This is a genomic window from Parazoarcus communis (assembly GCF_003111665.1).
Lineage (GTDB): Bacteria > Pseudomonadota > Gammaproteobacteria > Burkholderiales > Rhodocyclaceae > Parazoarcus > Parazoarcus communis_B.
On record NZ_CP022188.1, the window covers coordinates 1,336,390 to 1,357,417 of the forward strand.

Genomic DNA, 21,028 nt, shown 5'->3' on the forward strand with positions numbered 1-21,028 from the left:
ACGGGTATCGAAGGCAGCACATGCCCGTTTGGCATGGTTATGCGTCAAACGCATGACGGCATGAGTCAACAGCATCCGCATGCCATATTGACCTGCGCAGAATGCGTGCTTCACTCCCCACACGGAAGAAGCACATGTCTGCATTGCCCGGTTCCGATTACGCCAAGGCCCGCATCGGCGGCCTGTCCTACCTCAATCCGGCTGCGCCCGAGCCGTGGGCGAGCTTCGTCGAGCAGATCGAGCGCGTACGGCCCTATCTGGGCGACCTGGAGCGCTGGATCGAGACCCTCAAGCACCCCAAGCGCACCCTGATTGTCGATGTGCCGATCGAACGCGATGACGGCACGATTGCGCACTACGAGGGTTACCGCGTGCAGCACAACCTGTCGCGCGGTCCGGGCAAGGGCGGCATCCGTTTCCACCCCGACGTCACGCTCAATGAAGTGATGGCGCTGTCGGGCTGGATGACGGTCAAGAACGCCGCGATCGGCCTGCCCTTCGGTGGCGCAAAGGGCGGTATCCGCCTTGATCCGAAGAGCGTCAGCAAGGGCGAGCTGCAGCGCATCACGCGCCGCTTCACCTCGGAGATCGGCATCATCATCGGCCCCGACCGTGACATCCCGGCCCCGGACGTCGGCACCAACGAGATGACCATGGCCATCATGATGGACACCTTCTCGATGAATCGCGGCGGCACCGCGACCGGGGTCGTCACCGGCAAGCCGATCGCGCTCGGCGGCAGCCTCGGGCGCCGTGAGGCCACCGGTCGCGGCGTGTTCATCACCGCCCGCGAAGCGGCGCGGCATCTCAATGTGCCGCTCGAAGGCGCGCGCGTCGTGGTGCAGGGCTTCGGCAACGTCGGCGGCATTGGCGCCCGTCTGTTCCATGAGTCCGGCGCACGCGTGATCGCGATTGCCGACCACGCCGCCACGCTGGTGAACGAGGCGGGCATCGACATTCCGGCCGCGCTCGCCCACGTCGCCGCCAAGGGCAGTCTTGCTGGCTTTGCCGGTGCGTCGGCGATCGATATCGAGGACTTCTGGCGTCTCGAATGCGAGTTCCTCGTGCCTGCAGCGCTCGAAGGCCAGATCACGCCGCAGCGCGCCGAAGGCATCCGCACCCGCATCGTGGTCGAAGGCGCAAACGGCCCGACCACGCCGGCAGCGGACGACATCCTGCGCAATCGCGGCATTCTGGTGGTGCCAGACGTACTGGCCAATGCCGGCGGCGTGACCGTGTCCTACTTCGAGTGGGTGCAGGACTTCTCCAGCTTCTTCTGGACCGAGGACGAGATCAACGATCGCCTCGAGCGCATCATGGTCGGCGCCTTCAACGCGATCTGGCAGATCGCCGACGAGAAGCAGGTGTCGCTGCGCACTGCCGCTTTCATCATTGCCTGCCACCGGGTGCTCGAAGCCCGCGCCGAGCGGGGTCTTTACCCCTGATCGAGGGGCTTGTACCGGTTTGTCCGGTCGTGCCGCCGGAACGGGGAAACAGTTCTCCGGCGGCACGCCATCTTGAACCGACGCGGGTCAGCCATTCGGCGTGGCCCGTGTCTTCTCCGCGCACGGCGGCAAAGAAGCGCCGTTGCAGTTCGCGTGTCACTACGCCCGGCTCACCCTTGCCCACGCGGCGACGGTCGACTTCCACCACTGGCGTGATCTCGGCCGCGGTGCCGGTGAAGAACACTTCGTCCGCCACATAGAGTTCGTCGCGGGTGATGCGGCGGGCGCGGATCTCGTAACCGGCCTCCTGCGCCAGCGCATGGATCGTGCGCCGGGTGATGCCGTCCAGCGCCGAGGTGATCTCGGGTTCCCAGATCACGCCGCGCTTCACCACGAACACGTTTTCCCCCGGCCCTTCGGCGACGAAGCCGTCGGTGTCGAGCAGCAGGGCCTCGTCGTAGCCTTCGGCACGCGCTTCGCGGCAGGCGAGGATGGAATTGGTATAGGTCGACACCGATTTGGCGCGGCACATCTGCACGTTCACATGATGGCGCGCAAAGCTCGCCACCTTCACCCGGATGCCCTGTTCCATGCCCTTGTCGCCAAGGTAGGCGTTCATCACCCAAGCGGCGACCATGACGTGAACCGCAGCGCCGGCGGGGTCGATCCCGGTCTTCTCGGCACCGAGAAAGACGAGCGGACGGATATAGCCGCTGGCGAGGCCATTGCGGCTGATCGCTTCGCAGCAGGCCGTGCGCAGGGCGTCGCGGTCGAAGGGCATCTCCAGCCCGAGAATGTGGGCAGAGTCGAAGAGGCGTTCGATATGGTCGTCGAGACGAAACACGGCCGGGCCGTCTGCGGTGGCGTAGGCGCGGATGCCCTCGAAGCAGCCGAGGCCGTAGTGCAGGGTATGGGTCAGTGCGTGCACCTTTGCATCGCGCCAGGGCAACCATTGCCCGTCCATCCAGATCCAGCCGTCGCGGTCTTCCATGCTCATGATGTGCTCCTTGTGTGATCGAAAAGGGGAAACGCCCGCGCCGCATGTGCGGGGAGCGTTGGTGCACACCGGTGATGGCGGTGTGTTCGATCCACGAGAAGAAACGGCTATCGGTTTCGGCGGCAGGGCACGGGTGTGTGCGTGGCCGTGTGGTGATCGAGTGAGGCGGGTGTGAGCAGATTGCCGTTGCTGGTGCGGCGCCTCAAACGAAAACGCTGGCAGTTCGGGTGAACAGCGTTCAACTGAGTGCGAAGGTCCTCAAACCGATACTTCGCTGCGAGCGCGGGTCTGCAGCCAGCGCACGAAGTGCCGTACCCAGCGTTGCTCGTAGGCTTCCGGGCGCAGCACGGCATAGAAGCCCTTGCCTTTGGCATGGTGTGCGAAAGGCCTGACCAGGCTGCCCTCGGCCAGATAGCTGCGCGCGAGCAGACCGACGGTAAGCGCCACGCCGACGCCCGCTGCAGCGGCTTCGAGCATCATCATTGCATCCTCGAACACCATGCCCTCGCCGGGTTCTTCGCGGTCGATGCCGGCCGCGGTGAACCATGGTTTCCATTCGAGCAGCGGGTGGCGCAGCAAGGGCACCGTGGCGAGCTGTGCGGGATCGGCCGGCATGCCGAGTTGCGCTGCGAGCGTCGGACTGCACACCGGAAACACCGTTTCGCGGCGCAGTTCGTAGGCCTCCAGCCCCGGCCAGGGGGGTTCGCCGTAACACACGCCAAGGTCGCTCTTGCCGGCCGCCACGGGTGCCAGGGTCGACGCGGTGGACAGCACGAAGCTGACTTCCGGATGTTCGCTGCGGTAGTCGGCGAGCTGACCTACGAACCATTTCGCCCCCAGAGCGGGCGCAACAGACAGGCGCAGCTCGTGCTTACTGCTTCCGCGCAGGCGGGCACTGGCGGTTTCGATGCGGCCAAGTGCGCTTTGCACCTCGGCCAGATAGTCCCGGCCTTCGGCGGTCAGGGTGATCTGGCGATGCCCGCGCTCGAACAGTTTGATGCCCAGCCAGGCTTCCAGCGCCTTGATGCGGTGGCTGACCGCGGAGGGCGTCAGGCTCAGCTTGTCCGCCGCTGCCAGAAAACTGCCGCAACGCGCGGCGGCCTCGAAAGCGACAATCGACTGGAGCGGAGGCAGATGCATGAAGGGACTTCAGTGGATATTCCGCACCGATGGTAACGCGCCACGCGATCGGGTGGGCGGGTGCCGTGCTCAAGGCGAAGCATTGTCGCGCTAGCGGCTGCCGCAGGGGTGGCGGTCGGCGCCGCAGGTATCGAAGTTACCCAGCGGACGGTTGAAGGTGTATTCCAGCGGCGCACCGATCCATTCCCTTGCGGTGTCCTCCACGCTGCCGCTCGGCACCGTGAAGGGCAGGGCAACGATGAAGCCTGCTGTGCCGAGCACCGTGGCAACAATGCCGAGCGGGCGCACCAGGACGAGATCCACCACCATGTCGCTGCCCCTGTCGCCTGTTATCGGCTCCCGCTGCTGGGCAGACACCGGCTGGCACAGTGCCAGTGTCAGCGTGATCACGATGAGCGCGGTCTTGCTTCGGGTCAGGTGGCGTCGCATTTCAGGCTCCGCAAAATCCTCCTGTTCAGTATGGACGGCGTTCAGCCCTTCGGCCACAGGATCATCTGCGAACAGCGAAACAGGGCCAGCTTGCGCCCGCTGGCCTCGTCGGTGACCACGGCGTCCCAGACCTGGGTGCTGCGCCCGAGATGCTGGGCGGTTGCCACGCAGGCGATGCTGCCCTCGCGCACGGTGCCGAGGTGGTTGCTCTTGAGTTCGATGGTCGTAAAGGATTCGGCCCCTGCCGGCAGATGGGCAATGGTGCCGTAACCGCAGGTGGTGTCGGCCAGGGCGACGATGCTCGCTGCGTGGAGAAATTTGTTCGGCGCAAAGTGCAGCTGTTTCACCGGCATCCGGCTGGTCAGCACACCCTGGGCAATGCTCTGGATTTCGATTCCGAGATAGCCAGGCAGATATTCGCTGCCGCGCTGCTTGAGGAGTTCGAGGGTGATTTCGGGGCGAAGCTGGCTCATTCGGGGTCTCCTGATGTGTTGTTCATGCAGCATACCAATCGCTCGGGCGTGCGCAAGACGGCGTCGACAGCCCCGCTTTCGCGCGCTGAGCCCGCTGCTTCGAAGGTCCCGGTTCGCTGGACGCCATGTCGCAAATCCGAGGCAATTCTGCAATAAACGGGATGTAAGGTGGGCCGTGTGGACGCCCCGCGGGCGCAGTGTCTGGTCTGATGTCAGCTGTATGACATACACGTAAATGGGAAGTGCCTCCGCGTGTGCATCAAACATTGACTATGGCCGGATTACGGCCATAATGACCAAAGCATGTTGCGGCGCACCACAAACTCGCAATAAGACGGGATCGCACTCACGCGCGCGCCAGACCTGCCCCGAAGCATCGAAACACGTACTCTCACAAGGAAGATCATTATGATTAAGATCACGTCTGAGCAATCAAAAGCCCTGAAGACGAGCACCGAAGCGTTCGCGACCTTGTCCGAGGTCACGCTTTCGAGTCTCGAACGCCTTTCCGCGCTGAATCTCGCGACGGCAAAGACGGCATTTCAGGACGGTATTGCAGCCTCCAAGTCATTCACCGAAATCAAGGACATGAACGAGATGCAGAATCTGGCAGGCCCCTTTGGGGCAAAGGCAACGGAACAGGTCATGGAATACTTTCGCGGTGTGACCCAGATTACGGCCGACATGCAGCAGGAAATCTCCAAAGTCGTGACCCAGCAAATGGCCCTGCTCGGCGAAACCACCCCGAGCACGAATCCGATGCTCGAAATGTTCACCAAGCTCGCTGAGCAGGCGACCGAGTTGACCTCGGCCAACCTGAAGACCATCACCGACAGCATTCAGGAGTCGACAGAGGTCGCTGCAGCGCCTGCCCCGAAGGCAAAGAAAACCGCCTGAGGATGTATCTGGCGGGGTGTTCGCACGCCGCCGTTCAGGGTCTGGACCGTGCCGGGGCGCTCTCGGCGCGTCCGGCCCCAGGCCAGTACCACGCGAGCCCATGCACGAAATCCCCCCGCCTGATCACCGTCCTGCCAGCATGATGGCCCGGCCCGGGTTTCTTGCATTTCTGCATTCCGAGGCCGGCGCGGGTTTTCTCGCAGGCTTTGAACACATCAGGTACGCCAAGGGCGAACTGATCGCTACACCCGGCAGCGCTCAGGACCGGGTCTTCATCGTCATCAGCGGGCGCGTGCGAGCCTATCTCGCCAGCGACGAGCGCGAGATCACGCTATCCTTCCTAGAGTCTGGCGATATCTTCAGTACCCATACACCGGCCTATCTTGCCAGTGCCGGTGCAAGCACCATTGTGGCCATGGATACACGCCGTTTCGCCGAGCGCATGGCGCATCACCCGGGGCTGACGCCTTTTCTGATGCGTGCGCTGGGCAAGCTGCTCAACGACGTCATCCGCCGCATCGAGCGTCTTTCCCTGAAGGATGCGGGCGCACGCCTTGCGGCCTACCTTGCCGAGACGACGCGCCAGCGCGGCACACCCGACGGGGAGGGCTGGCTGACACCGCTCGGCATGTCGCTGGGTGAAGTTGCGCTGTTGCTGGGCAGCACCCGCCAGACGGTCTCCGCCCAGCTGAGTGCGATGGTCAGGCTCGGTATTCTCGAGCGTCGCGGCAGACGTCTGCTGCGGGTGAATCAGCTGGAGCGGCTGGAGCACTGGCGCGAAAGCGGAAGAATGCCGTCCTGATTGGATTTTTCGTCGTCCACGCGACAGACAGCGCAGGCTTGCGGGCGCGATGATGTGGCCTCCGATAACGCATCCGCCAGGTCGCCATGAGTACCCCTCCCTCCCCCTGCTGTGCCGCACAACCCGATCGTTATGTCAGCTTCAAGGGCATTGATTGCGACGGCAACGCGCGTCGCCTGATGGACACCCTGCTCCGTCTGCGGAGTGATGATCCCGATGAGCAGCCCTTGCTCAAGCTGTTCAAGGAACGTCGGGCCGCGACGACCGGTGTGCGCTGCGACGATCTGTTGCTGCTCGCTAGTTTCGTCAACCCGGTGCGCGAGCTCTTCGAACGTCATCACGATCAGGAAGCGCTCGACCTGCTGGAACAGCTTGAGGAGCAGTGCTTCTGAGCCCTTCCCGCCCGCTGCCGGTGACCGCGGGCGTCATGCCTGATTGAACATTGCTATAGTGCAGAAGCGCGCCGCACCGTTCCTTGCGCTGCGCTCCTGCATCAGTGCATGACAAAAAACAGGACTCAAGTCCGGGGGAGACCGAGCATGTTCATCGTCACCAATCGTGAAGTCGACGAGACCAAGACCACCGTCAAGGACGCATTCAAGTCGTATCCGAATGCCTGCGGGCCGAACGAATTGCGCCTTGCCGAGGCGGTGCGTGATGGCAAGGAGTGGCGGATCAGGATCCTGCCCGACGAGATCTCCGACGAGATGGCCGCCGAGGTCGGGCTGACGCACGAGGTCGATCCGGATACCGGCGAGAAAAAGCCCCTGTATGCAAGTGCCTATGTGGCCCGTCGCATCGTCGAACGGGTCAATCCGAAGATGCTCGGCGGAAAGCCGAAGGGCAAAGGCAAGGGCAGGCAGAAGGGCCGCAACCTGGTGTTCTTTGTGCACGGCTTCAACAACAACGTGCAGGCCGTACTCGATCGCGCCGAAGAAATCGAGGAGACCTACGGCGTCGAGGTCCTGCCCTTCACCTGGCCGGCCAATGGCGGCGGTGTGAAAGGCGTGGTCAGCTACCTCAGCGACAAGCGCGACGCACTGGCGTCTACCGGCGCACTCGACCGCTGCCTGGGCAAGCTCGAGGACATTCTCAACCGGATTCACGAAGAACACGTGAAGCGGGTCGAAGCACTGGCCAACGCGCGCTACGCCAACAAGGACAAGCCCGGGCAGATCGATGCGGAACAGTGGGATCTCTTTTTTACCAAAGAGTCGCAGAAATGGTGCCCGTTCAACGTCAGCATCATGTTGCACAGCATGGGCAATTACCTGTTCAAACACCTGCTCAAGTCTTCGGTGTATCGGGGCAACCGCCTGCTGTTCGACAACGTGCTGATGGTGGCCGCCGACGCCAACAACGAGAATCATGCCGAGTGGGTGGGCCGCATCCAGTGTCGCGGGCGCATCTATATCACCATCAACGAGCGCGACAGCGCCCTGCTCGCATCACGGATGAAGGTTGGCGAGCAGCAGCAGGCGCGCCTGGGGCACTATCCGTACAAGCTCGACTGCCCTCAGGCGGTGTATGTCGATTTCACCAATCAGCCCCATGTCGGCAGCGAACACGCCTACTTTGAAGGCGGCGCGCTGAAGAATGCGAAGGTGAAAGCGTTCTTCGACGAAGCGTTCAACGGCAACTATGCCGAAACCGGTCTCGCCTTCGATATTGGTCGCAACATGTACGGGCTGAACTAACGCAGCAGGCGCGAGGGGGTCAGGCGCCGCAGCTGGGCGCCCACCACCGCACGGAAGCGCGGGCTATGCAGGCACACGCCGCCGGCAAGGCCCACCAGGCAACCGAGGATGGTGTCGATCAAGCGCGACTGGACCAGTTCGGCCGTCGAGCCCTGTCCCAGCGTGGCGGCTTCTGCCAGCAGGATGGTGAGCGGGGTGATGAAGATGACGGCCAGGCCATAATGGCGGACGATCGTATTCTCGATCACGAAAGCCAGTGTCATCATGATCAGCGACACGCTCCAGTTGTCCAGCGGCAGCAGCAGGATGGCCCATGCCAGTAGCAGGCCGATGCCGGTACCGGCGATACGATGCACCTGCTTGGTCCACACCGCCCGCAGGGACATGCCCTGTATGACGGCGATGCAGCTCACCGGCACCCAGTAGGGGCGCTCCAGCTGCAGGACCTGCGCCAGCGCGAGCGAAATGCCCACGAAGGCACCAATCACGACCGAATCGAAGATCACGTAATCGAAGCCCGGTGCCGCCAGCGGCTGCACCGGCGTCGGCGGCTGCAGTCGCAATGCGTACAGGCTGTAGAAAAATGCGATCAGGCAGGCCAGCAGGCTGCCCATTGCGAACAGCCCCACCTTGAGCGGGATATCCAGCACCACGCCGGGGGAGTACGCCCCGATCGCCGCAGAGAGAACAAAGAACAGGCTGCCCGGCGGCCCCACGGCATAGAAACGACACAGCATCGTCACCAGCACCGCAATGAAGGTGAGCACCCACATCATCAGCGCCGGGAAGAAGTGGCTCATCACCCCGAGCGCATAACACGCTGCGAGGCCGAAGCCGCACGCCATCACCCACACCATCCGGTGCGACAGCGGCGTAGCAGGCAGGTACAGAAACACCATGCCGCCCAGCGACGAGATCAGGCCGTACTCCATGTGGCCGAAATAGGCCCCGATCAGGAGTGGCAGCCCGGAGGCGAGCGCCGCGGCGAAGGGCATCTGCCACAGCCGGTTGCTCGGGTTGATTGCGAGCAGCTGACCAAACTCTTCGGCCACCCGCGATTTAAGGTCATGCCATCTCGACTGACGGGTCATTGCTCAGTCAGGCTTGTTTCGATGTTCATTGTCTCGCTTCGGTTGCCGCGAAGTCCCGCTTCAGATGGCCTTGAACAATGCGTTGAACTCGTCCGCGGCCTTGGCGTTGCCGCGCAGGATTTCGCGCGACAGCGTGTACACCTTCTGTGTGGTGTCCTGAACCTGCAGCTTCAGGTCTGCCTGCTGCTCGGCGGAAAGGCGGTCGTCGCCGGCATAGCGGGCCAGCAGTTGATCGACGAGCGCATTCATCTCCACGCTCAGTTCCGCCTTGTCGCGGCCGATGAGTGCGGTCTGGTCGGCAATGAAACCGGGCCTGGCGAGCAAGGCCTGCAGACGGTCGCGGTAGGCCTGGACGAAGTCCGGCGCGTTACGGATCATGACGCCATTGTTGCTGTCCATCATCAGGCTGCGCACATCGGCGTTGGCCGAGCCTATGAAGACATCCCGGTCGAACAGCATCACCTTGGAATGCAGCGAGCGGCGGCTGTTGTCCACCGGCTGGTATTCCAGGTAACGCAGGCTGGCTGCGTTGGCGGCAGTGCCGGTCTCCTGCAGGTGATCGGCCAGCGCCTTGAGCTGCCACACCGCGAGCAGGTTTACCACGTTGAGATCAGTGGTCGCGAGCGAGTTGGTGATCAGCGACAGGCTCACACCCGGGCACGGACGCGTGCCGTCGAGCATGGCGCCGACGTCCTGCAGCAGGTTGGCGGGCATGAACAGGTAGGCGTTGTGGAACACCACCTCGCGCGGGGTCGTTCCGGCAGCGCACACGCTTTGCAGCGCGGCGCGCCACAGCGCCTGAATGTGCTTGTTCGTGGCCACTTCGCGGTTGTGGCGCACGCCGTAGCTGCGCTGGCCCTGGGTGACCGGCAGGTTCTCCAGGTAGTGGATGCTGGCGCCGTCGTCAATGCGCAGCGGCGGCGGGGCGTCGGCCACGCGGTATTCGTTGGCATAGCGCAGGATGTGCTGGCGGTGACTGGCGTCGACTGCCTGCATGCGGCTGGCAAGCGGGACGAAGCGCTTGTCGAGTTCGCGATCCACGCAGGCGCTGTCCTTTCCACCGTTGCACGCATCCTGCGCGGCCTGGACGGCGTCGAAGTTGGCGAGCAGGTCGTTGGGCGCGTGCTGGCGCACCTCGCCGATCGAGGCCACCATGCTGCGCAGCTGCCACAGGCGGTCGAAAGTGCCGGCCAGCGTTGCATCCTGCCCTTCGAGCTTCAACCTCACGTCGGTATCCATGAAGGTGTATTTGTCCGACAGCGGGCCCGGCTCCATGTGGTAGGAATCTTCCACGTTGCGACCGCCGAGCAACAGGCTGCTGCGGTCGGCCAGCAGAAACTTGTGGTGCAGGAATTCAGTGAGGTAATCCCAGTCCTTCTGAGCCTGCGCGTTGTTCTGGCGCGCGAGTGGCAGGTAGCTGTTGACGGTGTCGAATACCGGATTCACCTGATCGGCAAATACGGTGCGCACGTAGGCGAGCTTCAGCTTGGCGACGGTGCTCTCGACGCCGCCCATGTAGCGGGCCTTGAAATAGAGTTTGCCGAGCGCCTTGAGCTGCTCGGTGCGCTTGTCGTCGGCCGCCGGTGCGCCAGCGGCCAGTGTCTCGGTGTCGATGCCCTGGCCGCGCGTGACCGCATAGGCGAGCAACTGTGCGTGCTTGCCGTACAGGCCGGACAGGAAGAGGCCGGACCCGGCAAAGCTACGGTTGGAGAAGCCCTGCCCGTTGAGGGCATCGGGTTCGAAGTGGCTGTTGACGACGCGCACCTTCTCGTCGTCGCAGGCGCTTCCGCTGGCGCCCACATCCGCGCAGCTCAGGGTAAGGAAGGCTGCATCCTTGATGATTTCCAGCGTCGGGCGGTTATAGAAGCGCACCTCGATGTTGCCGCCGCCCTGCTGTTCGAGCCAGCTGAAACGGTCGAGATCCTTGTAGCCGCTGAAATAATCCACCAGCAGGCGCACGCGCACGCCACGCTCGGCCGCATCGATCAGCGCCTGGCTGAGCAGCGATGAGGTGTGGTCGTCGGAGAAGATGTAATACGCCAGATCGAGGCTTTCGCGTGCCGCAGAGATCAGCCGCAGCTTCGCTGCGAATGCGGCGTCGTTGTTCATCATCACGCTGCCCTCGGCGAGCGCCAGCGGACCGGCGCTGGCGTTCTGCGTCAGCGCAGCGTCGAGCGCGGGCTGCTGCATCAGCGAGTTCGAGGCGCAGCCGGCCATGAGTACGGCCGGGACGGTGAGAAGTACGAGTAGGTGCCGCTTCATTGAGATCTCCCTGCGCATTTGTTCGAAGCACGTTTGCTGCCCGGATACCGCGCGTGTCATTGGCGGTCCAGCTTAACGTCATTGGATATTGCAGCACAAACCGCGCTGCGGGCGCGGGGACATTGCACTGTCCCGCTCACCCGCGCGCATGCGCTTCACCTCGTGATCGGTGCACCGCCCCGGGGCTCAGATCGCCTTCTGATTCACTCGCCGTGACAGTTCCTCGGCGCTTTCCTTGCGTTCGCTGTAGCGGTCCACCAGATACCCGGCCGCATCCCGCGTGAGCAGGGTGAACTTGACCAGTTCTTCCATCACATCCACCACCCGGTCGTAATAGGCGGAAGGCTTCATGCGGTCGTTGTCGTCGAATTCCAGAAAGGCCTTCGCCACCGACGACTGGTTCGGGATGGTCAGCATCCGCATCCAGCGCCCGAGCACGCGCATCTGATTGACCGCGTTGAACGACTGCGAACCGCCGCTCACCTGCATGACCGCCAGCGTTTTGCCCTGGGTGGGCCGTACTGCCCCCACCGCGAGCGGAATCCAGTCGATCTGTGCCTTCATGATGCCGGTCATCGCCCCGTGGCGCTCCGGAGAGCACCACACCATGCCCTCTGCCCACTGTGCCAGCGCGCGCAATTCCACCACCTTGGGGTGGGTGTCGGGCGCGTCGTCCGGCAGCGGCAGGCCGCTCGGATTGTAGATGCGCACTTCGGCGCCCATGGCCTGCAACATGCGGGCGGCCTCTTCGACCACCAGACGGCTGAACGAGCGCTTACGCAGTGAACCGTAGAGCAGCAGGATGCGCGGTGCATGGGTTGAGCGTTGTGCGGGGCACAGTTGTTCCAGATCGGGCACCCGGAACAGATCCGCACGCAGATTGGGCATGTCGTTCAGTGCATCAGACACGATTGCCCTCCGCATCCACCACCGCCTGTCCGTCTTCCTTGGTGAATGCGCCCTGCTGTGCCTGCGGCAGAATCTCCAGCACCACCTCGGACGGCCGGCACAGGCGCGTCCCCAGCGGCGTTACCACGATGGGCCGGTTGATCAGGATCGGGTGCGCCATCATGGCGTCGATCAGCGCATCGTCGCTCAAACCGGCATCACCGAGGCTCAGCTCGCTGAAGACCGCTTCCTTGCTGCGCATCACCTCGCGCACCGACAGGCCGCTGGCCGCAATCAGTTCCACCAGTTGGGTTCGCGTCGGGAGTGTCTTCAGATATTCGACCACCAGCGGCTCGACGCCCGTGTTGCGGATCATCGCCAGCGTGTTGCGCGAGGTACCGCATCTGGGGTTGTGAAAGATGGTGATGTCGCTCATGGCCTTGCGCCCTCCGAGGCTGTGTCATTGAAGTCAGCCCCCGAGTATCGCCGATACGGCGCCAGACGCAACTCGGGCCGCATCGAAACTGGCAAGATCACTCGTGCGCGACTGCCATTCGGACACGATGTCGTCTGCCAGGCCGATGCAATGCCGGTCATTCAACTGCTTGCTGCGTTCGGCTCGCGCCAGAGCCCCGGAGAATCTCAAGCCGTTCGTGTCCACGGACACACTGCTGTGGCTGAGCAGGCCGACCTGCGCCTAACCGCCGCCAAAGCGCTCCCGCAGTGGCGAACGCGAGAACAAGCGCAATCCGGTACGTGGCAAGGCTGACGATCTCCGCCACAGCACGACTTGTTCCTGTGAGCTTGAATTGGCCGTAGCGGCGAACTAGGCTTGGCTCATCTGTCGTCAGGTAATGGGTGGATCAGACAGTGGGCATCAGAGACCATCAACGCGCCGAGCGCGAAGGCTACTCGGGCATGCACGCGGCACCGCCGTCGAATGTGGACGAAGCGATGGGGCGTGCGGCGGGCGAGGCGCGCCGGTATGCCGACCAGCAGCTCGGGCAGGAGGCCTCTTCCGGCTATGACACGGTCCGGCTCCCGATCCGCTTCGTGCCACTTGTCATTGGTGCGGGTATCGCGCTGTTTCTGGGCGTGAGGCCGATGTTGCTGCTGCTCCTGGCCGCTGCCCTGGCGGGACTGGCGCTCAGCACCTTTGTACGCAGGTTCCTGCGCGGTGCCACACCCGTGTATGTGGGGGCCCTGATTGGCCTGTGCATGAGCGCAGTGTCATTGATGGGGAGCGACGCCCCGCTGATTGCCGAGAACCTCCTGATCTATCCGGCCCTGTGCGCGCTGGGCGGCGGCGCGTATGCCCTCTTTCGCCGCGTTTCACGGCGCTGATCTGGTATTGCTGCGTTGAAGCGGGAGATCGGACAAGCCTGACAGTCGGGGGCATGTCCGGTGATCCGCCAAATGTGGCACAGGGGATCCGACCTCACCTTCCAGTGCCCGCGAGGATCTTGCCGGTCACGAGGCAGCTGGATCCCAGGGCCACGATCCGGGATGCCGACCGGGCCAAGTTTGTGCGTCAGGGGCGACGCGAAGCGGGAATACCCCTTTATCATGATGGTTGGCCACAAGGGCTGATCGGGTGCTCATCGTGGGCGCACCACGTGTGCCCGGTTCGTGTTGCTGCAGATGACCAGGATTGGAGGCTGTTCATGTTTCTTCGCTTCGCAATGCGTTTGCTGGTGCTGTTCGTCCTTGCCGGGCCGGCCTCGGCCGCCGATCTCCTGAAGTCGCAGGCGCTTGGCAGCGGGGTATTTGCGCTGATCGGTGAAATTGGCGGACGTACCTACGATAATCATGCGCTGAACGCGAATTTTGGCGTCATCGATACGCCGGGTGGCGTAGTCCTCATCGACAGTGGCGCCTCGTTCGAAGGCGCAAAGCTGCTCGATGCGGAGGCGCGCAGACTGACCGGCAAAGCGGTGAAGTGGGTCATCAACACCGGGAGTCAGGACCACCGCTGGCTGGGCAACGGCTATTTTGCGTCGCGCGGCGCCGAGGTGATTGCGCTGTCGCGAACGGTCGCGACGCAGAAGGCCAATGCCATTGCCGAGTCAGACGCGCTTGCCGCGCTGCTCAAGGAGCGGTTCACGGGCACGCAGCCGGCATACTCCAGTCGCGAACTGGCGGAAGACCGCGTCGTGCTCGAACTCGGCGGGCGCAGACTGGAGATCCGCTATCTTGCCAACGCGCACTTTCCGGGCGATGTGGCGGTCTGGCTGCCGGCCGAGCGTGTCGTCTTTGCCGGCGATCATGTGTACGTCGATCGCCTGCTTGGCGTCCTGCCACAAAGCAATGTGAGCACCTGGCTCGACGCGTTCAAGGCCATCAAGGCACTGTCGCCAGTGCATGTCGTGCCGGGTCACGGCAGCGTCACCGATCTCGCGGGTGCCCAGCGCGACACCGGCGACTACCTTGCTTTCGTGGCATCGGGCGTGCAGCGATTTGCGGACGACATGGCCGGCGTGGACCAGGCGGTTGCCGCCCTGGGCGATGCGCCTCAGTTCGCGCATCTCGCGAACTTTTCAGAGTTGCACCGGGGCAACGTCAGCCGTGCCTACCTGCGGCTTGAGGCGGGCGAGTGAGGCGCCGCTTGCGCTGACGCACCTGTTCGGACGCGTGCGCGCTCTGCTGCCCCCGGTGGATCGGCGCGTAACGGGGACCTGTCCGTATGCCGGCTTTCCCGAGAAATTCGCTCCGAATCTGCATTAATGCACACTTTATGTGCTTAATGATTCTTGGTGAGAATGTTTTTGATCGAATTTGTTGAGTTAAATCAATTAACTATAAATTCGTGATGGAGTGCTCCGCCGCGTCTTGCTATTCTTCGCCCGCCTTGTGGCCGAATTCAAGCACCATCGCCGAATAATCCGATGATCTGATTTGCATGTTCTGCCCGTCTTCGGGAGGCAGATGCGCATGCCGGCCGGAGTGGCCACAGCACCATTTTCTTCATAACGGATGCCATGAAACTGCCTTGATGCGCCGCTTGCATCCAGCGTGGTCGTGAGCCTGAAAGTACATCATGCGGCGTCTATTGCTGGGTGCGAAGTACATCGCACGAGAGTCGAACTCGGCTCATATTTCCGTTGCACACCTTGCCGAAGCGATCCGTTCGCTCATAGCGGTCGACGACACCGCATACCGGGCGCTGCTCGATGCCTTGAACGTATCGGATACGCATGAAAAGACCGAGCGCTTCACGCCTGAGCTTCTGCAGCAGGTGGCGAGCCGTCCGCGCCTGTCCTACTCCGATGAGGTGATGCGCCTTCTCGCCGGACTCAAGGCGCGCGGGCTGGATGCCAGCTCAGAGATCACGGAAATCCATTTCAGCCTCGAACAGCGCAAGGGTCTGTACCAGTCAGTGATCGCTGGCGTCAGCGAGTTGCAGGCCTTGTTGCGGACGCAGATCTTCGATCAGGACGATGCCGTCGAGGCGGTCAGTGATGCGGTGATGCGCATGGCCTGGCGTGAAAGGGAGAATCGTCCGCGTGCGATCTTCTCGTTTCTCGGCCCGCCCGCCACCGGAAAGACCTATATGGCCCAACTGCTTGGACAGGGGCTGCAGGGCTATGCGGTGCGCGCCTTCGACATGGCCCAGTTTCCGTCCGACAAGGAAGGCTTTGCCCTGGTCGGTTTGCGCAAGGGTTTTGAAAGCGCGGGTGAAGGGCAGCTGACCCGCTTCGTCAAGCAGCACCCGAAGTCGATCATCGTCTTCGACGAGATCGAGAAATCACACACGCGGGTTCAGACAACGCTGCTGCGGATGCTCTCTGCAGGCTTTCTGAAAGACGAATACAGCGACGAGGACATCGATTTTCGCGACACCATCGTCGTGTTCACGTCCAACCTCGGAAGCCGCTACTACAGTAACCGCAGCTTCCTTGGCCAGACCCGCAAGAACCCGCACCAGGCGCGTGAGACATTGCTCCAGGTCATCCGCCAGGAGACCAAGATTGAGGGCGGCAACCAGGTCGCAGCGATTCCGCCCGAAATGATGTCGCGTCTGGCCCAGGGCAGCATCATCCTGTTCAACAGGCTATCGCTCGATGGCCTGTCAAGAATCGCGCTGCAGCAGTTGCACAGGGAGCGCAAGGACTTCGAGCAGAAGCTGGGTCTTGCCGTCGAGTGCGATGACCTGGAAACGCTGGTGAAGCTGCTCGTACTCGGCTTCGCCCCCGAGTTCGATGCGCGCGTACTGAAGTCGCGCCTGAGCGACTACGTGTTCGACCCCGTCACCGACTACCTGCTCCTGCATCAGGACGTCGATGTTGAAACGGTCGAACTCAGACTCGGTGAGGCCGCCACAAGCTTTCTTGCCGGGCTCGATTACGAGCATGTACCGAATCAGCTCGCCACCAAGCACCAGAAAATCTACTTTGATCACGACATCGAGATCGACGGCAGCAGGCTGATCCTGAGCTATTCGCGGGCAAGAATCGAGAAGCTGTCGAAACAGGATGATTTCTCCGATGCGTCGGGCATCCAGCTCGATCTGCCGGAAGTCTCGTTTGCCGACATCGCCGGCCACAAGCAGATCAAGCGCAGGCTGAAGGAAGTCGTCAATCTGGTCAGGAACCGCCCCCTGCTTGCCGCGCAAGGCATCAAGCCGCCGAAGGGGATGCTGCTGTACGGCGTGCCTGGAACCGGCAAGACCATGCTGGCCAAGGCATTCGCGCATGAGGCCGGTCTGCCCTTCCTGGCCTGTTCGGGTAACGACCTGCTCAATGAAGCGTTCATTCAGAAGCTCTTCGCACGCGCACGGGAGTATGCGCCCGCCATCATCTTCATCGACGAGGTGGATGCACTGCCACGCCGGGGCGTGGGCGGGCCGCTTGCCGATGCGCTGGTCAACCGCATGCTGGTCGAGATTGACGGTTTCAATAACGGTGACAGCGACATCTTCATCATCGCGGCGACCAACCGCAAGGAGCTGATCGATCCTGCCATCCTGCGTTCCGGGCGCATCGACCTGCATCATGAGGTGCCAAACCTCGACAAGGATGCACGGCGCTGGTTCATCGAACGCATGCTGAAGAACCCGGTGTTCGGTCCGGACATCGACATCGACCGCATCATCATGCTGACGGCCGGTTTCAGTGGTGCGGATCTGGAGAAGATCACGCGCGAATCGATTCTGCTCGCGCTGCGTGAAGGCCTGTCCACGCTGAGCGAAGCGCATCTGATCGAGCAGATCAACCTGCAGAAATATGGCGAAACCCTGGATCTGGCCTTCTGCCACGACCGCCTGCGAGAAACGGCCTATCACGAAGCTGCGCACGCGGTGATCTCGCGGACCCTGCTCCCGGAGCGCCGCATCGAGCAGATCACGGTTGTGGCGCGGTCCAGCTTTCTCGGCATGGTGTCCTACGACAGCGAGCAGGAGCACGACTACACCCGCGATTTCCTGTTCCGGATGAGTTGCGTCGCGCTCGCAGGGCGTGCGGCCCAGGTGAAGCAGTTCGGGGCGAAGGGGCTCGACAGCGGCGCATCCGGCGATCTCAGGCAGGTGATGCAGTACGCATGGTTCGCGATCGGGGAGCTCGGCATGGATGACGCGCTGTACAACGTGAACAGCGCGGCCCTGCAGGAGAAAACGCGATCCCCGGTATTCCAGAGTGTGCTGGAGAGCAGGGTCGCGGCATGGATAAGCGCCGCGACCGAGCAGACCGACAGTCTCGTGAATCAGCACTGGTCACGCATTGTGGCCGTGGCTGAACAGGTTCTGATCGACGAAATTCTTGATGAACGCAGCTTGAATCAATTAATGGAGAATCACTGATGGCAATCAGCTTGAGCAGGATCGAATCCTATCTGGATGAGATGGAAGTCAACTACAAGGTCAGGGATGAGAAATCCATCATCACCTCCTTTGGTGAGCAGCCGAATGCGGTGATGGTCATCATCCTTCTGACCGAGGAGGGCGAACTTCTGGAAATTCGCACGGTGAAGCATCTGGACGACCTCGTGGCCGAAGCCAGCGAAGAGAAGCGTGCAAAGCTGCTGGCCTGGATGCTGAATGCGAACTACAGCAGCAAGATCGGGGCGTGGGAATACGATCCGGACGATCACGACCACCACCTGTCAATCTCCGTCCCCATTGAAGACGGAGACCTGACCCTGAAGCAGTTTGTGCGCATGCTGGGCGTTATCGCCAAGAGTGCAACGCTGATCCCCGAAATGAAGGCCGTTCTTGGCGTGGCAGACGCCGCTGTGGATGAGAAGGAACGCAAGCGTCGGGAGCTGTTGGCTCAACTGCATGCGCTTGATAACGATTCCGGTATCTGATCCTTGCTGATCGACTGAATCGAGGTTCAGCCCTGAGCCCAAGGCCAGGGCTGAACTTTTTTGTACTGTACGAACCTGGGAAATCCTGAGCTGTGGCTACAACAATCGTGGAGCTTGAAGCACTCTTCAAGGAAATTGGCTGGAAATACAAGCTGTCCGTTGAGAGCGGCAATGCCAATGAGGGCTATCTGTACGCGGGCTTTCCGACCAAGGAATACAAGGACAAGGATGGCGACAACTACATCGGTATTCTGTTCACGGTGCAGGAGAACGGGGAGCTGATCAAGGTCATCGTTCCCAAACTCTACAACTGCATCAACACCGCACATCGACGCGCATTCTTTGAGGTCGCGATCCGGAAGACATTTGAGCAGAAGCTCTGCTTCTTCGATTACGACCATCGCGATGGCGAGATCCGGATGATTCTGGACATGCCGCTGGAAGACGCGAGCATCACGATCAAGCAGATCAAGAGAGTCGTGCATTCAATGGTCCGGCTGATCGATTCCAATGATGCGGTTGTGCGCGCGGCGGTTGAAGAAGGGCGTCTGCCCTTGATCGACTACAAATCGGATATCCAGCACGAAATATCGAGAATGGATCCGGATCAGCAGCTTGAGTTGCTGATCGACATCAAGCGCAGAAACAGCCGCAAGTCATCATGAACTTCATTGCCAACACGAAGAACACGGATTTCCGCAATTTCAGGCTCGGGATTCTCTATTTCCTGATCATTGCGTTTCTACTGTTTGTTGCGGTCACGCTGCTTCTCGGCAGCAGTGCAGATCTGCCGGGCATTCTCAGTGTCGAGCGCTGGTCGAGCATCTCCGATTCCCTGAACCTGATCCTCGGGCTGCCCATCGCCTTCTCCGGTGCCTACGTGGCGATCGCCATCGCTTCAAAAGCGACGGACATCGCAGCCAAGCAGCAGGCGCAGGAAACGCACAGCTACTACGAAGGCCTGCACGAGCAGCTGATCGACAACTACTACGAGATCACGCAGTCGGCAAATCAGCTCGTTTCTGCGGCAAATCGCTTCGAAGAAGCCTTTTATGCGCTGCTGAACAAGGAAACAGCGGGAAAGTATGGCGTGCTCAACTTTATCGATCACGACCATCGGCGCGCCCACATTCAGGACATGCTGGCCCAGAACAGAAACAGGATCACCGATGTGCTGACCGACATCCACGCGGACATCAAGTCGCATATCAGCCAGCTCGTCTCGTCCATTGATCAGGCCTTCAAGTACTCGGTTGTGAACGAGACCTGGCACGTTTCGGTGCATGAGCCGGGGCGGCGCAGCCTGCTGCTGGAGTCGTGCCGCAAGGGCTTCTTTCAGGGGCACTTTGGCGATGGAGACGATCTCAACTGGCTCGGCGACGCGAAGATGGAGATCACCGAGCGACTCGACCTGCAGGAGATCGGGCTTTCCATCTCGGAGTCGAGTGACCGGATTCATCCGCTGTTGCCGTTCTGCCTCTATGTTTCAGAGCTGGACGATTTTCGCAACGAGGCGCAGAAGCCCGTCAAAGGGCTGAGTTTCGAGGTGTTGCTGGCCGGCTATTTCCTGATGACCAATGCAACCCGCAGCAAGTCGGGTGAGCGTTCGTTCTTCAACAGCGGGGTGCTGTTCCTGGTCGACCTCATCGACAACCTGCCCAGGCCGGAGCACATCAAGCTCGCGTTTTCCCATCGGCTGCAGAAGACCGAAAGCGCGCTGTCGGGCGACCACGCAGTGCAGAACGAGTCCGACCTTCACAACAAGGCGCTCGAGGCCTACGCCAGGCTGAGCACCGACAACAAGACCCTGTTTTCAATCCTAGCCGAGAACATCCAGCTGTCGAACTACTCGCCGCGCATCAGCAAGACGCGCAAGGTGCTCGAGAAATTGTTGGATACCTGTCAGGCCGACGACACGGACATACCGCTGCTGCGAATCAACTTTGAACTCATGTCCAAAGCGGCGGACGATCGTGACGAGATTGATTACAAGCAGGAAAAGTTCGCTTAGCCGGCTTTCTTCGGTTCGGCGCTGGCAGGCTGCTGTCCGGCAGCTTCACGCTCCTTGGCCTTCAGCGCCTGCCACTGTGCTTCGGTCAGGCCGTGGCTGCCGTCGCAGTATTCGCGACGGCCACAGCCGCAGCGGCCAACGTCGGACGAATTCGTTTGTACTCGCATCTGCTGCTCCGGATGGTTGCAATGAAAAAAGCCAGATTCCCGTGTGCGGGTGATCTGGCTCTAGTCGTACTGCTCTTTGCTGCTGTTGGTGCCCTGGGCGAGACTCGAACTCGCACAGCTTTCGCCACTACCCCCTCAAGATAGCGTGTCTACCAATTTCACCACCAGGGCTTCTGCTCCGCTGCCGACTTTCATCGGGCAGTGCGCGCCAACGACGCGCCAAGGGTGCTGAAGGGCGCGGATTATAGACGAGAAATGCCGGTGTGTGGCAAGTGAAATGTTCAAGACCGGGGAGAAAACGGCGCGACACGGTGACGTGGTGGTCAGTCGCTACAAATTCGCTACATTCCAACACAATGCGCGGGGGATATGGGCTGTAAGATTTTCGCGTCAAACCCCGCGTTTCTGCTGCATTTCGTCGTTCTGGCG

At 61.8% G+C, this 21,028-nt stretch carries 20 protein-coding genes and 1 tRNA gene; 11 read left to right on the plus strand and 10 right to left on the minus strand.

Going from position 1 to position 21,028, the window contains the following annotated elements; genetic code table 11:
- Positions 1–134: 134 nt before the first annotated feature.
- Positions 135–1,445 (plus strand): Glu/Leu/Phe/Val family dehydrogenase, encoded by a 1,311-nt coding sequence (locus CEW87_RS06035; RefSeq protein WP_108971884.1) that lies wholly within the window; start codon positions 135–137, stop codon positions 1,443–1,445.
- Here CEW87_RS06035 and CEW87_RS06040 read toward each other — a convergent pair.
- The 4 genes from CEW87_RS06040 to CEW87_RS06055 all read right to left on the minus strand — a co-directional run bounded on the left by CEW87_RS06040 (position 1,390) and on the right by CEW87_RS06055 (position 4,484).
- The gene (locus tag CEW87_RS06040) at positions 1,390–2,442 is read right to left on the minus strand and encodes a branched-chain amino acid transaminase (protein WP_108971885.1); all 1,053 of its coding nucleotides are present in this window, start codon (positions 2,440–2,442) and stop codon (positions 1,390–1,392) included. The genes CEW87_RS06035 and CEW87_RS06040 overlap by 56 nt on opposite strands.
- Before the next feature lie 258 nt (positions 2,443–2,700).
- Positions 2,701–3,582, minus strand: coding sequence for a LysR substrate-binding domain-containing protein (locus CEW87_RS06045; RefSeq protein WP_108971886.1), 882 nt, complete (start codon positions 3,580–3,582; stop codon positions 2,701–2,703).
- Positions 3,583–3,672: 90 nt separating this feature from the next.
- Positions 3,673–4,011: a hypothetical protein gene (locus CEW87_RS06050; protein ID WP_108976971.1), complete on the minus strand. Its 339-nt coding sequence runs from the start codon at positions 4,009–4,011 to the stop codon at positions 3,673–3,675.
- Between the two features lie 41 nt (positions 4,012–4,052).
- A complete protein-coding gene (locus CEW87_RS06055; RefSeq protein WP_108971887.1) occupies positions 4,053–4,484 on the minus strand; it encodes a PaaI family thioesterase in 432 nt (143 codons plus the stop codon).
- Positions 4,485–4,892: 408 nt separating this feature from the next.
- Here CEW87_RS06055 and CEW87_RS06060 point away from each other — a divergent pair, with 408 nt between their 5' ends.
- The 4 genes from CEW87_RS06060 to CEW87_RS06075 all read left to right on the plus strand — a co-directional run bounded on the left by CEW87_RS06060 (position 4,893) and on the right by CEW87_RS06075 (position 7,880).
- Positions 4,893–5,381, plus strand: coding sequence for a phasin family protein (locus tag CEW87_RS06060; protein WP_108971888.1), 489 nt, complete (start codon positions 4,893–4,895; stop codon positions 5,379–5,381).
- A 100-nt stretch (positions 5,382–5,481) separates the two neighbouring features.
- Complete coding sequence (locus CEW87_RS06065) at positions 5,482–6,183, plus strand: Crp/Fnr family transcriptional regulator (protein ID WP_108971889.1); 702 nt, start codon at positions 5,482–5,484, stop codon at positions 6,181–6,183.
- Positions 6,184–6,269: 86 nt separating this feature from the next.
- Positions 6,270–6,575, plus strand: coding sequence for a N(2)-fixation sustaining protein CowN (cowN, locus tag CEW87_RS06070; protein WP_108971890.1), 306 nt, complete (start codon positions 6,270–6,272; stop codon positions 6,573–6,575).
- Positions 6,576–6,722: 147 nt separating this feature from the next.
- The gene (locus CEW87_RS06075) at positions 6,723–7,880 is read left to right on the plus strand and encodes an alpha/beta hydrolase (RefSeq protein ID WP_108971891.1); all 1,158 of its coding nucleotides are present in this window, start codon (positions 6,723–6,725) and stop codon (positions 7,878–7,880) included.
- Here CEW87_RS06075 and CEW87_RS06080 read toward each other — a convergent pair.
- From CEW87_RS06080 to arsC, 4 genes are all read right to left on the minus strand, one after another.
- Positions 7,877–8,971, minus strand: a complete 1,095-nt coding sequence (locus tag CEW87_RS06080) for an FUSC family protein (protein ID WP_108971892.1) — start codon at positions 8,969–8,971, stop codon at positions 7,877–7,879. The genes CEW87_RS06075 and CEW87_RS06080 overlap by 4 nt on opposite strands.
- Positions 8,972–9,031: 60 nt before the next feature.
- Complete coding sequence (locus tag CEW87_RS06085) at positions 9,032–11,233, minus strand: phospholipase D-like domain-containing protein (protein WP_199917130.1); 2,202 nt, start codon at positions 11,231–11,233, stop codon at positions 9,032–9,034.
- A gap of 186 nt (positions 11,234–11,419) precedes the next feature.
- Complete coding sequence (gene arsH / locus CEW87_RS06090) at positions 11,420–12,157, minus strand: arsenical resistance protein ArsH (protein WP_108971894.1); 738 nt, start codon at positions 12,155–12,157, stop codon at positions 11,420–11,422.
- Positions 12,135–12,557: an arsenate reductase (glutaredoxin) gene (arsC, locus tag CEW87_RS06095; protein ID WP_108971895.1), complete on the minus strand. Its 423-nt coding sequence runs from the start codon at positions 12,555–12,557 to the stop codon at positions 12,135–12,137. The genes arsH and arsC overlap by 23 nt, the downstream gene beginning before the upstream one ends.
- A gap of 434 nt (positions 12,558–12,991) precedes the next feature.
- Between arsC and CEW87_RS06105 the strand changes: the two genes are divergently transcribed.
- From CEW87_RS06105 to CEW87_RS06130, 6 genes are all read left to right on the plus strand, one after another.
- Positions 12,992–13,465, plus strand: a complete 474-nt coding sequence (locus tag CEW87_RS06105; RefSeq protein WP_108971897.1) for a hypothetical protein — start codon at positions 12,992–12,994, stop codon at positions 13,463–13,465.
- 320 nt (positions 13,466–13,785) lie between these two features.
- Positions 13,786–14,718, plus strand: coding sequence for an MBL fold metallo-hydrolase (locus CEW87_RS06110; protein WP_199917131.1), 933 nt, complete (start codon positions 13,786–13,788; stop codon positions 14,716–14,718).
- Between the two features lie 440 nt (positions 14,719–15,158).
- Entirely contained in the window at positions 15,159–17,915 is a 2,757-nt protein-coding gene (locus CEW87_RS06115; RefSeq protein WP_108971898.1) for an AAA family ATPase, read from the plus strand.
- Complete coding sequence (locus CEW87_RS06120) at positions 17,915–18,421, plus strand: YbjN domain-containing protein (protein WP_108971899.1); 507 nt, start codon at positions 17,915–17,917, stop codon at positions 18,419–18,421. The genes CEW87_RS06115 and CEW87_RS06120 overlap by 1 nt, the downstream gene beginning before the upstream one ends.
- Before the next feature lie 92 nt (positions 18,422–18,513).
- Positions 18,514–19,086, plus strand: a complete 573-nt coding sequence (locus CEW87_RS06125; RefSeq protein ID WP_159098093.1) for a hypothetical protein — start codon at positions 18,514–18,516, stop codon at positions 19,084–19,086.
- Positions 19,083–20,432 carry a hypothetical protein gene (locus tag CEW87_RS06130; protein WP_108971901.1) on the plus strand — a complete coding sequence of 450 codons (1,350 nt, stop codon included), beginning with the start codon at positions 19,083–19,085 and terminating at the stop codon, positions 20,430–20,432. The genes CEW87_RS06125 and CEW87_RS06130 overlap by 4 nt, the downstream gene beginning before the upstream one ends.
- On the opposite strand, the gene CEW87_RS22355 is transcribed toward CEW87_RS06130, so the two are convergent.
- A complete protein-coding gene (locus CEW87_RS22355; protein WP_159098094.1) occupies positions 20,429–20,599 on the minus strand; it encodes a hypothetical protein in 171 nt (56 codons plus the stop codon). The two genes, CEW87_RS06130 and CEW87_RS22355, sit on opposite strands and share 4 nt — an antisense overlap.
- Before the next feature lie 86 nt (positions 20,600–20,685).
- Positions 20,686–20,770 (minus strand) — tRNA-Leu (locus CEW87_RS06135).
- Positions 20,771–21,028 lie beyond the last annotated feature (258 nt).

What these genes read in the sequence shown, in the direction of transcription:
- CEW87_RS06060 (WP_108971888.1), top strand. Translation starts at nt 4,893, where the DNA reads ATGATTAAGATCACGTCTGAGCAATCAAAAGCCCTGAAGACGAGCACC.
- arsH (WP_108971894.1), bottom strand. Translation starts at nt 12,157, where the DNA reads ATGCGGAGGGCAATCGTGTCTGATGCACTGAACGACATGCCCAATCTG.
- CEW87_RS06035 (WP_108971884.1), top strand. Translation starts at nt 135, where the DNA reads ATGTCTGCATTGCCCGGTTCCGATTACGCCAAGGCCCGCATCGGCGGC.
- CEW87_RS06055 (WP_108971887.1), bottom strand. Translation starts at nt 4,484, where the DNA reads ATGAGCCAGCTTCGCCCCGAAATCACCCTCGAACTCCTCAAGCAGCGC.
- CEW87_RS06120 (WP_108971899.1), top strand. Translation starts at nt 17,915, where the DNA reads ATGGCAATCAGCTTGAGCAGGATCGAATCCTATCTGGATGAGATGGAA.
- CEW87_RS06045 (WP_108971886.1), bottom strand. Translation starts at nt 3,582, where the DNA reads ATGCATCTGCCTCCGCTCCAGTCGATTGTCGCTTTCGAGGCCGCCGCG.
- CEW87_RS22355 (WP_159098094.1), bottom strand. Translation starts at nt 20,599, where the DNA reads ATGCGAGTACAAACGAATTCGTCCGACGTTGGCCGCTGCGGCTGTGGC.
- CEW87_RS06075 (WP_108971891.1), top strand. Translation starts at nt 6,723, where the DNA reads ATGTTCATCGTCACCAATCGTGAAGTCGACGAGACCAAGACCACCGTC.
- CEW87_RS06130 (WP_108971901.1), top strand. Translation starts at nt 19,083, where the DNA reads ATGAACTTCATTGCCAACACGAAGAACACGGATTTCCGCAATTTCAGG.
- arsC (WP_108971895.1), bottom strand. Translation starts at nt 12,557, where the DNA reads ATGAGCGACATCACCATCTTTCACAACCCCAGATGCGGTACCTCGCGC.
- CEW87_RS06110 (WP_199917131.1), top strand. Translation starts at nt 13,786, where the DNA reads ATGTTTCTTCGCTTCGCAATGCGTTTGCTGGTGCTGTTCGTCCTTGCC.
- CEW87_RS06050 (WP_108976971.1), bottom strand. Translation starts at nt 4,011, where the DNA reads ATGCGACGCCACCTGACCCGAAGCAAGACCGCGCTCATCGTGATCACG.
- cowN (WP_108971890.1), top strand. Translation starts at nt 6,270, where the DNA reads ATGAGTACCCCTCCCTCCCCCTGCTGTGCCGCACAACCCGATCGTTAT.
- CEW87_RS06115 (WP_108971898.1), top strand. Translation starts at nt 15,159, where the DNA reads ATGCGGCGTCTATTGCTGGGTGCGAAGTACATCGCACGAGAGTCGAAC.
- CEW87_RS06065 (WP_108971889.1), top strand. Translation starts at nt 5,482, where the DNA reads ATGCACGAAATCCCCCCGCCTGATCACCGTCCTGCCAGCATGATGGCC.
- CEW87_RS06085 (WP_199917130.1), bottom strand. Translation starts at nt 11,233, where the DNA reads ATGAAGCGGCACCTACTCGTACTTCTCACCGTCCCGGCCGTACTCATG.
- CEW87_RS06040 (WP_108971885.1), bottom strand. Translation starts at nt 2,442, where the DNA reads ATGAGCATGGAAGACCGCGACGGCTGGATCTGGATGGACGGGCAATGG.
- CEW87_RS06080 (WP_108971892.1), bottom strand. Translation starts at nt 8,971, where the DNA reads ATGACCCGTCAGTCGAGATGGCATGACCTTAAATCGCGGGTGGCCGAA.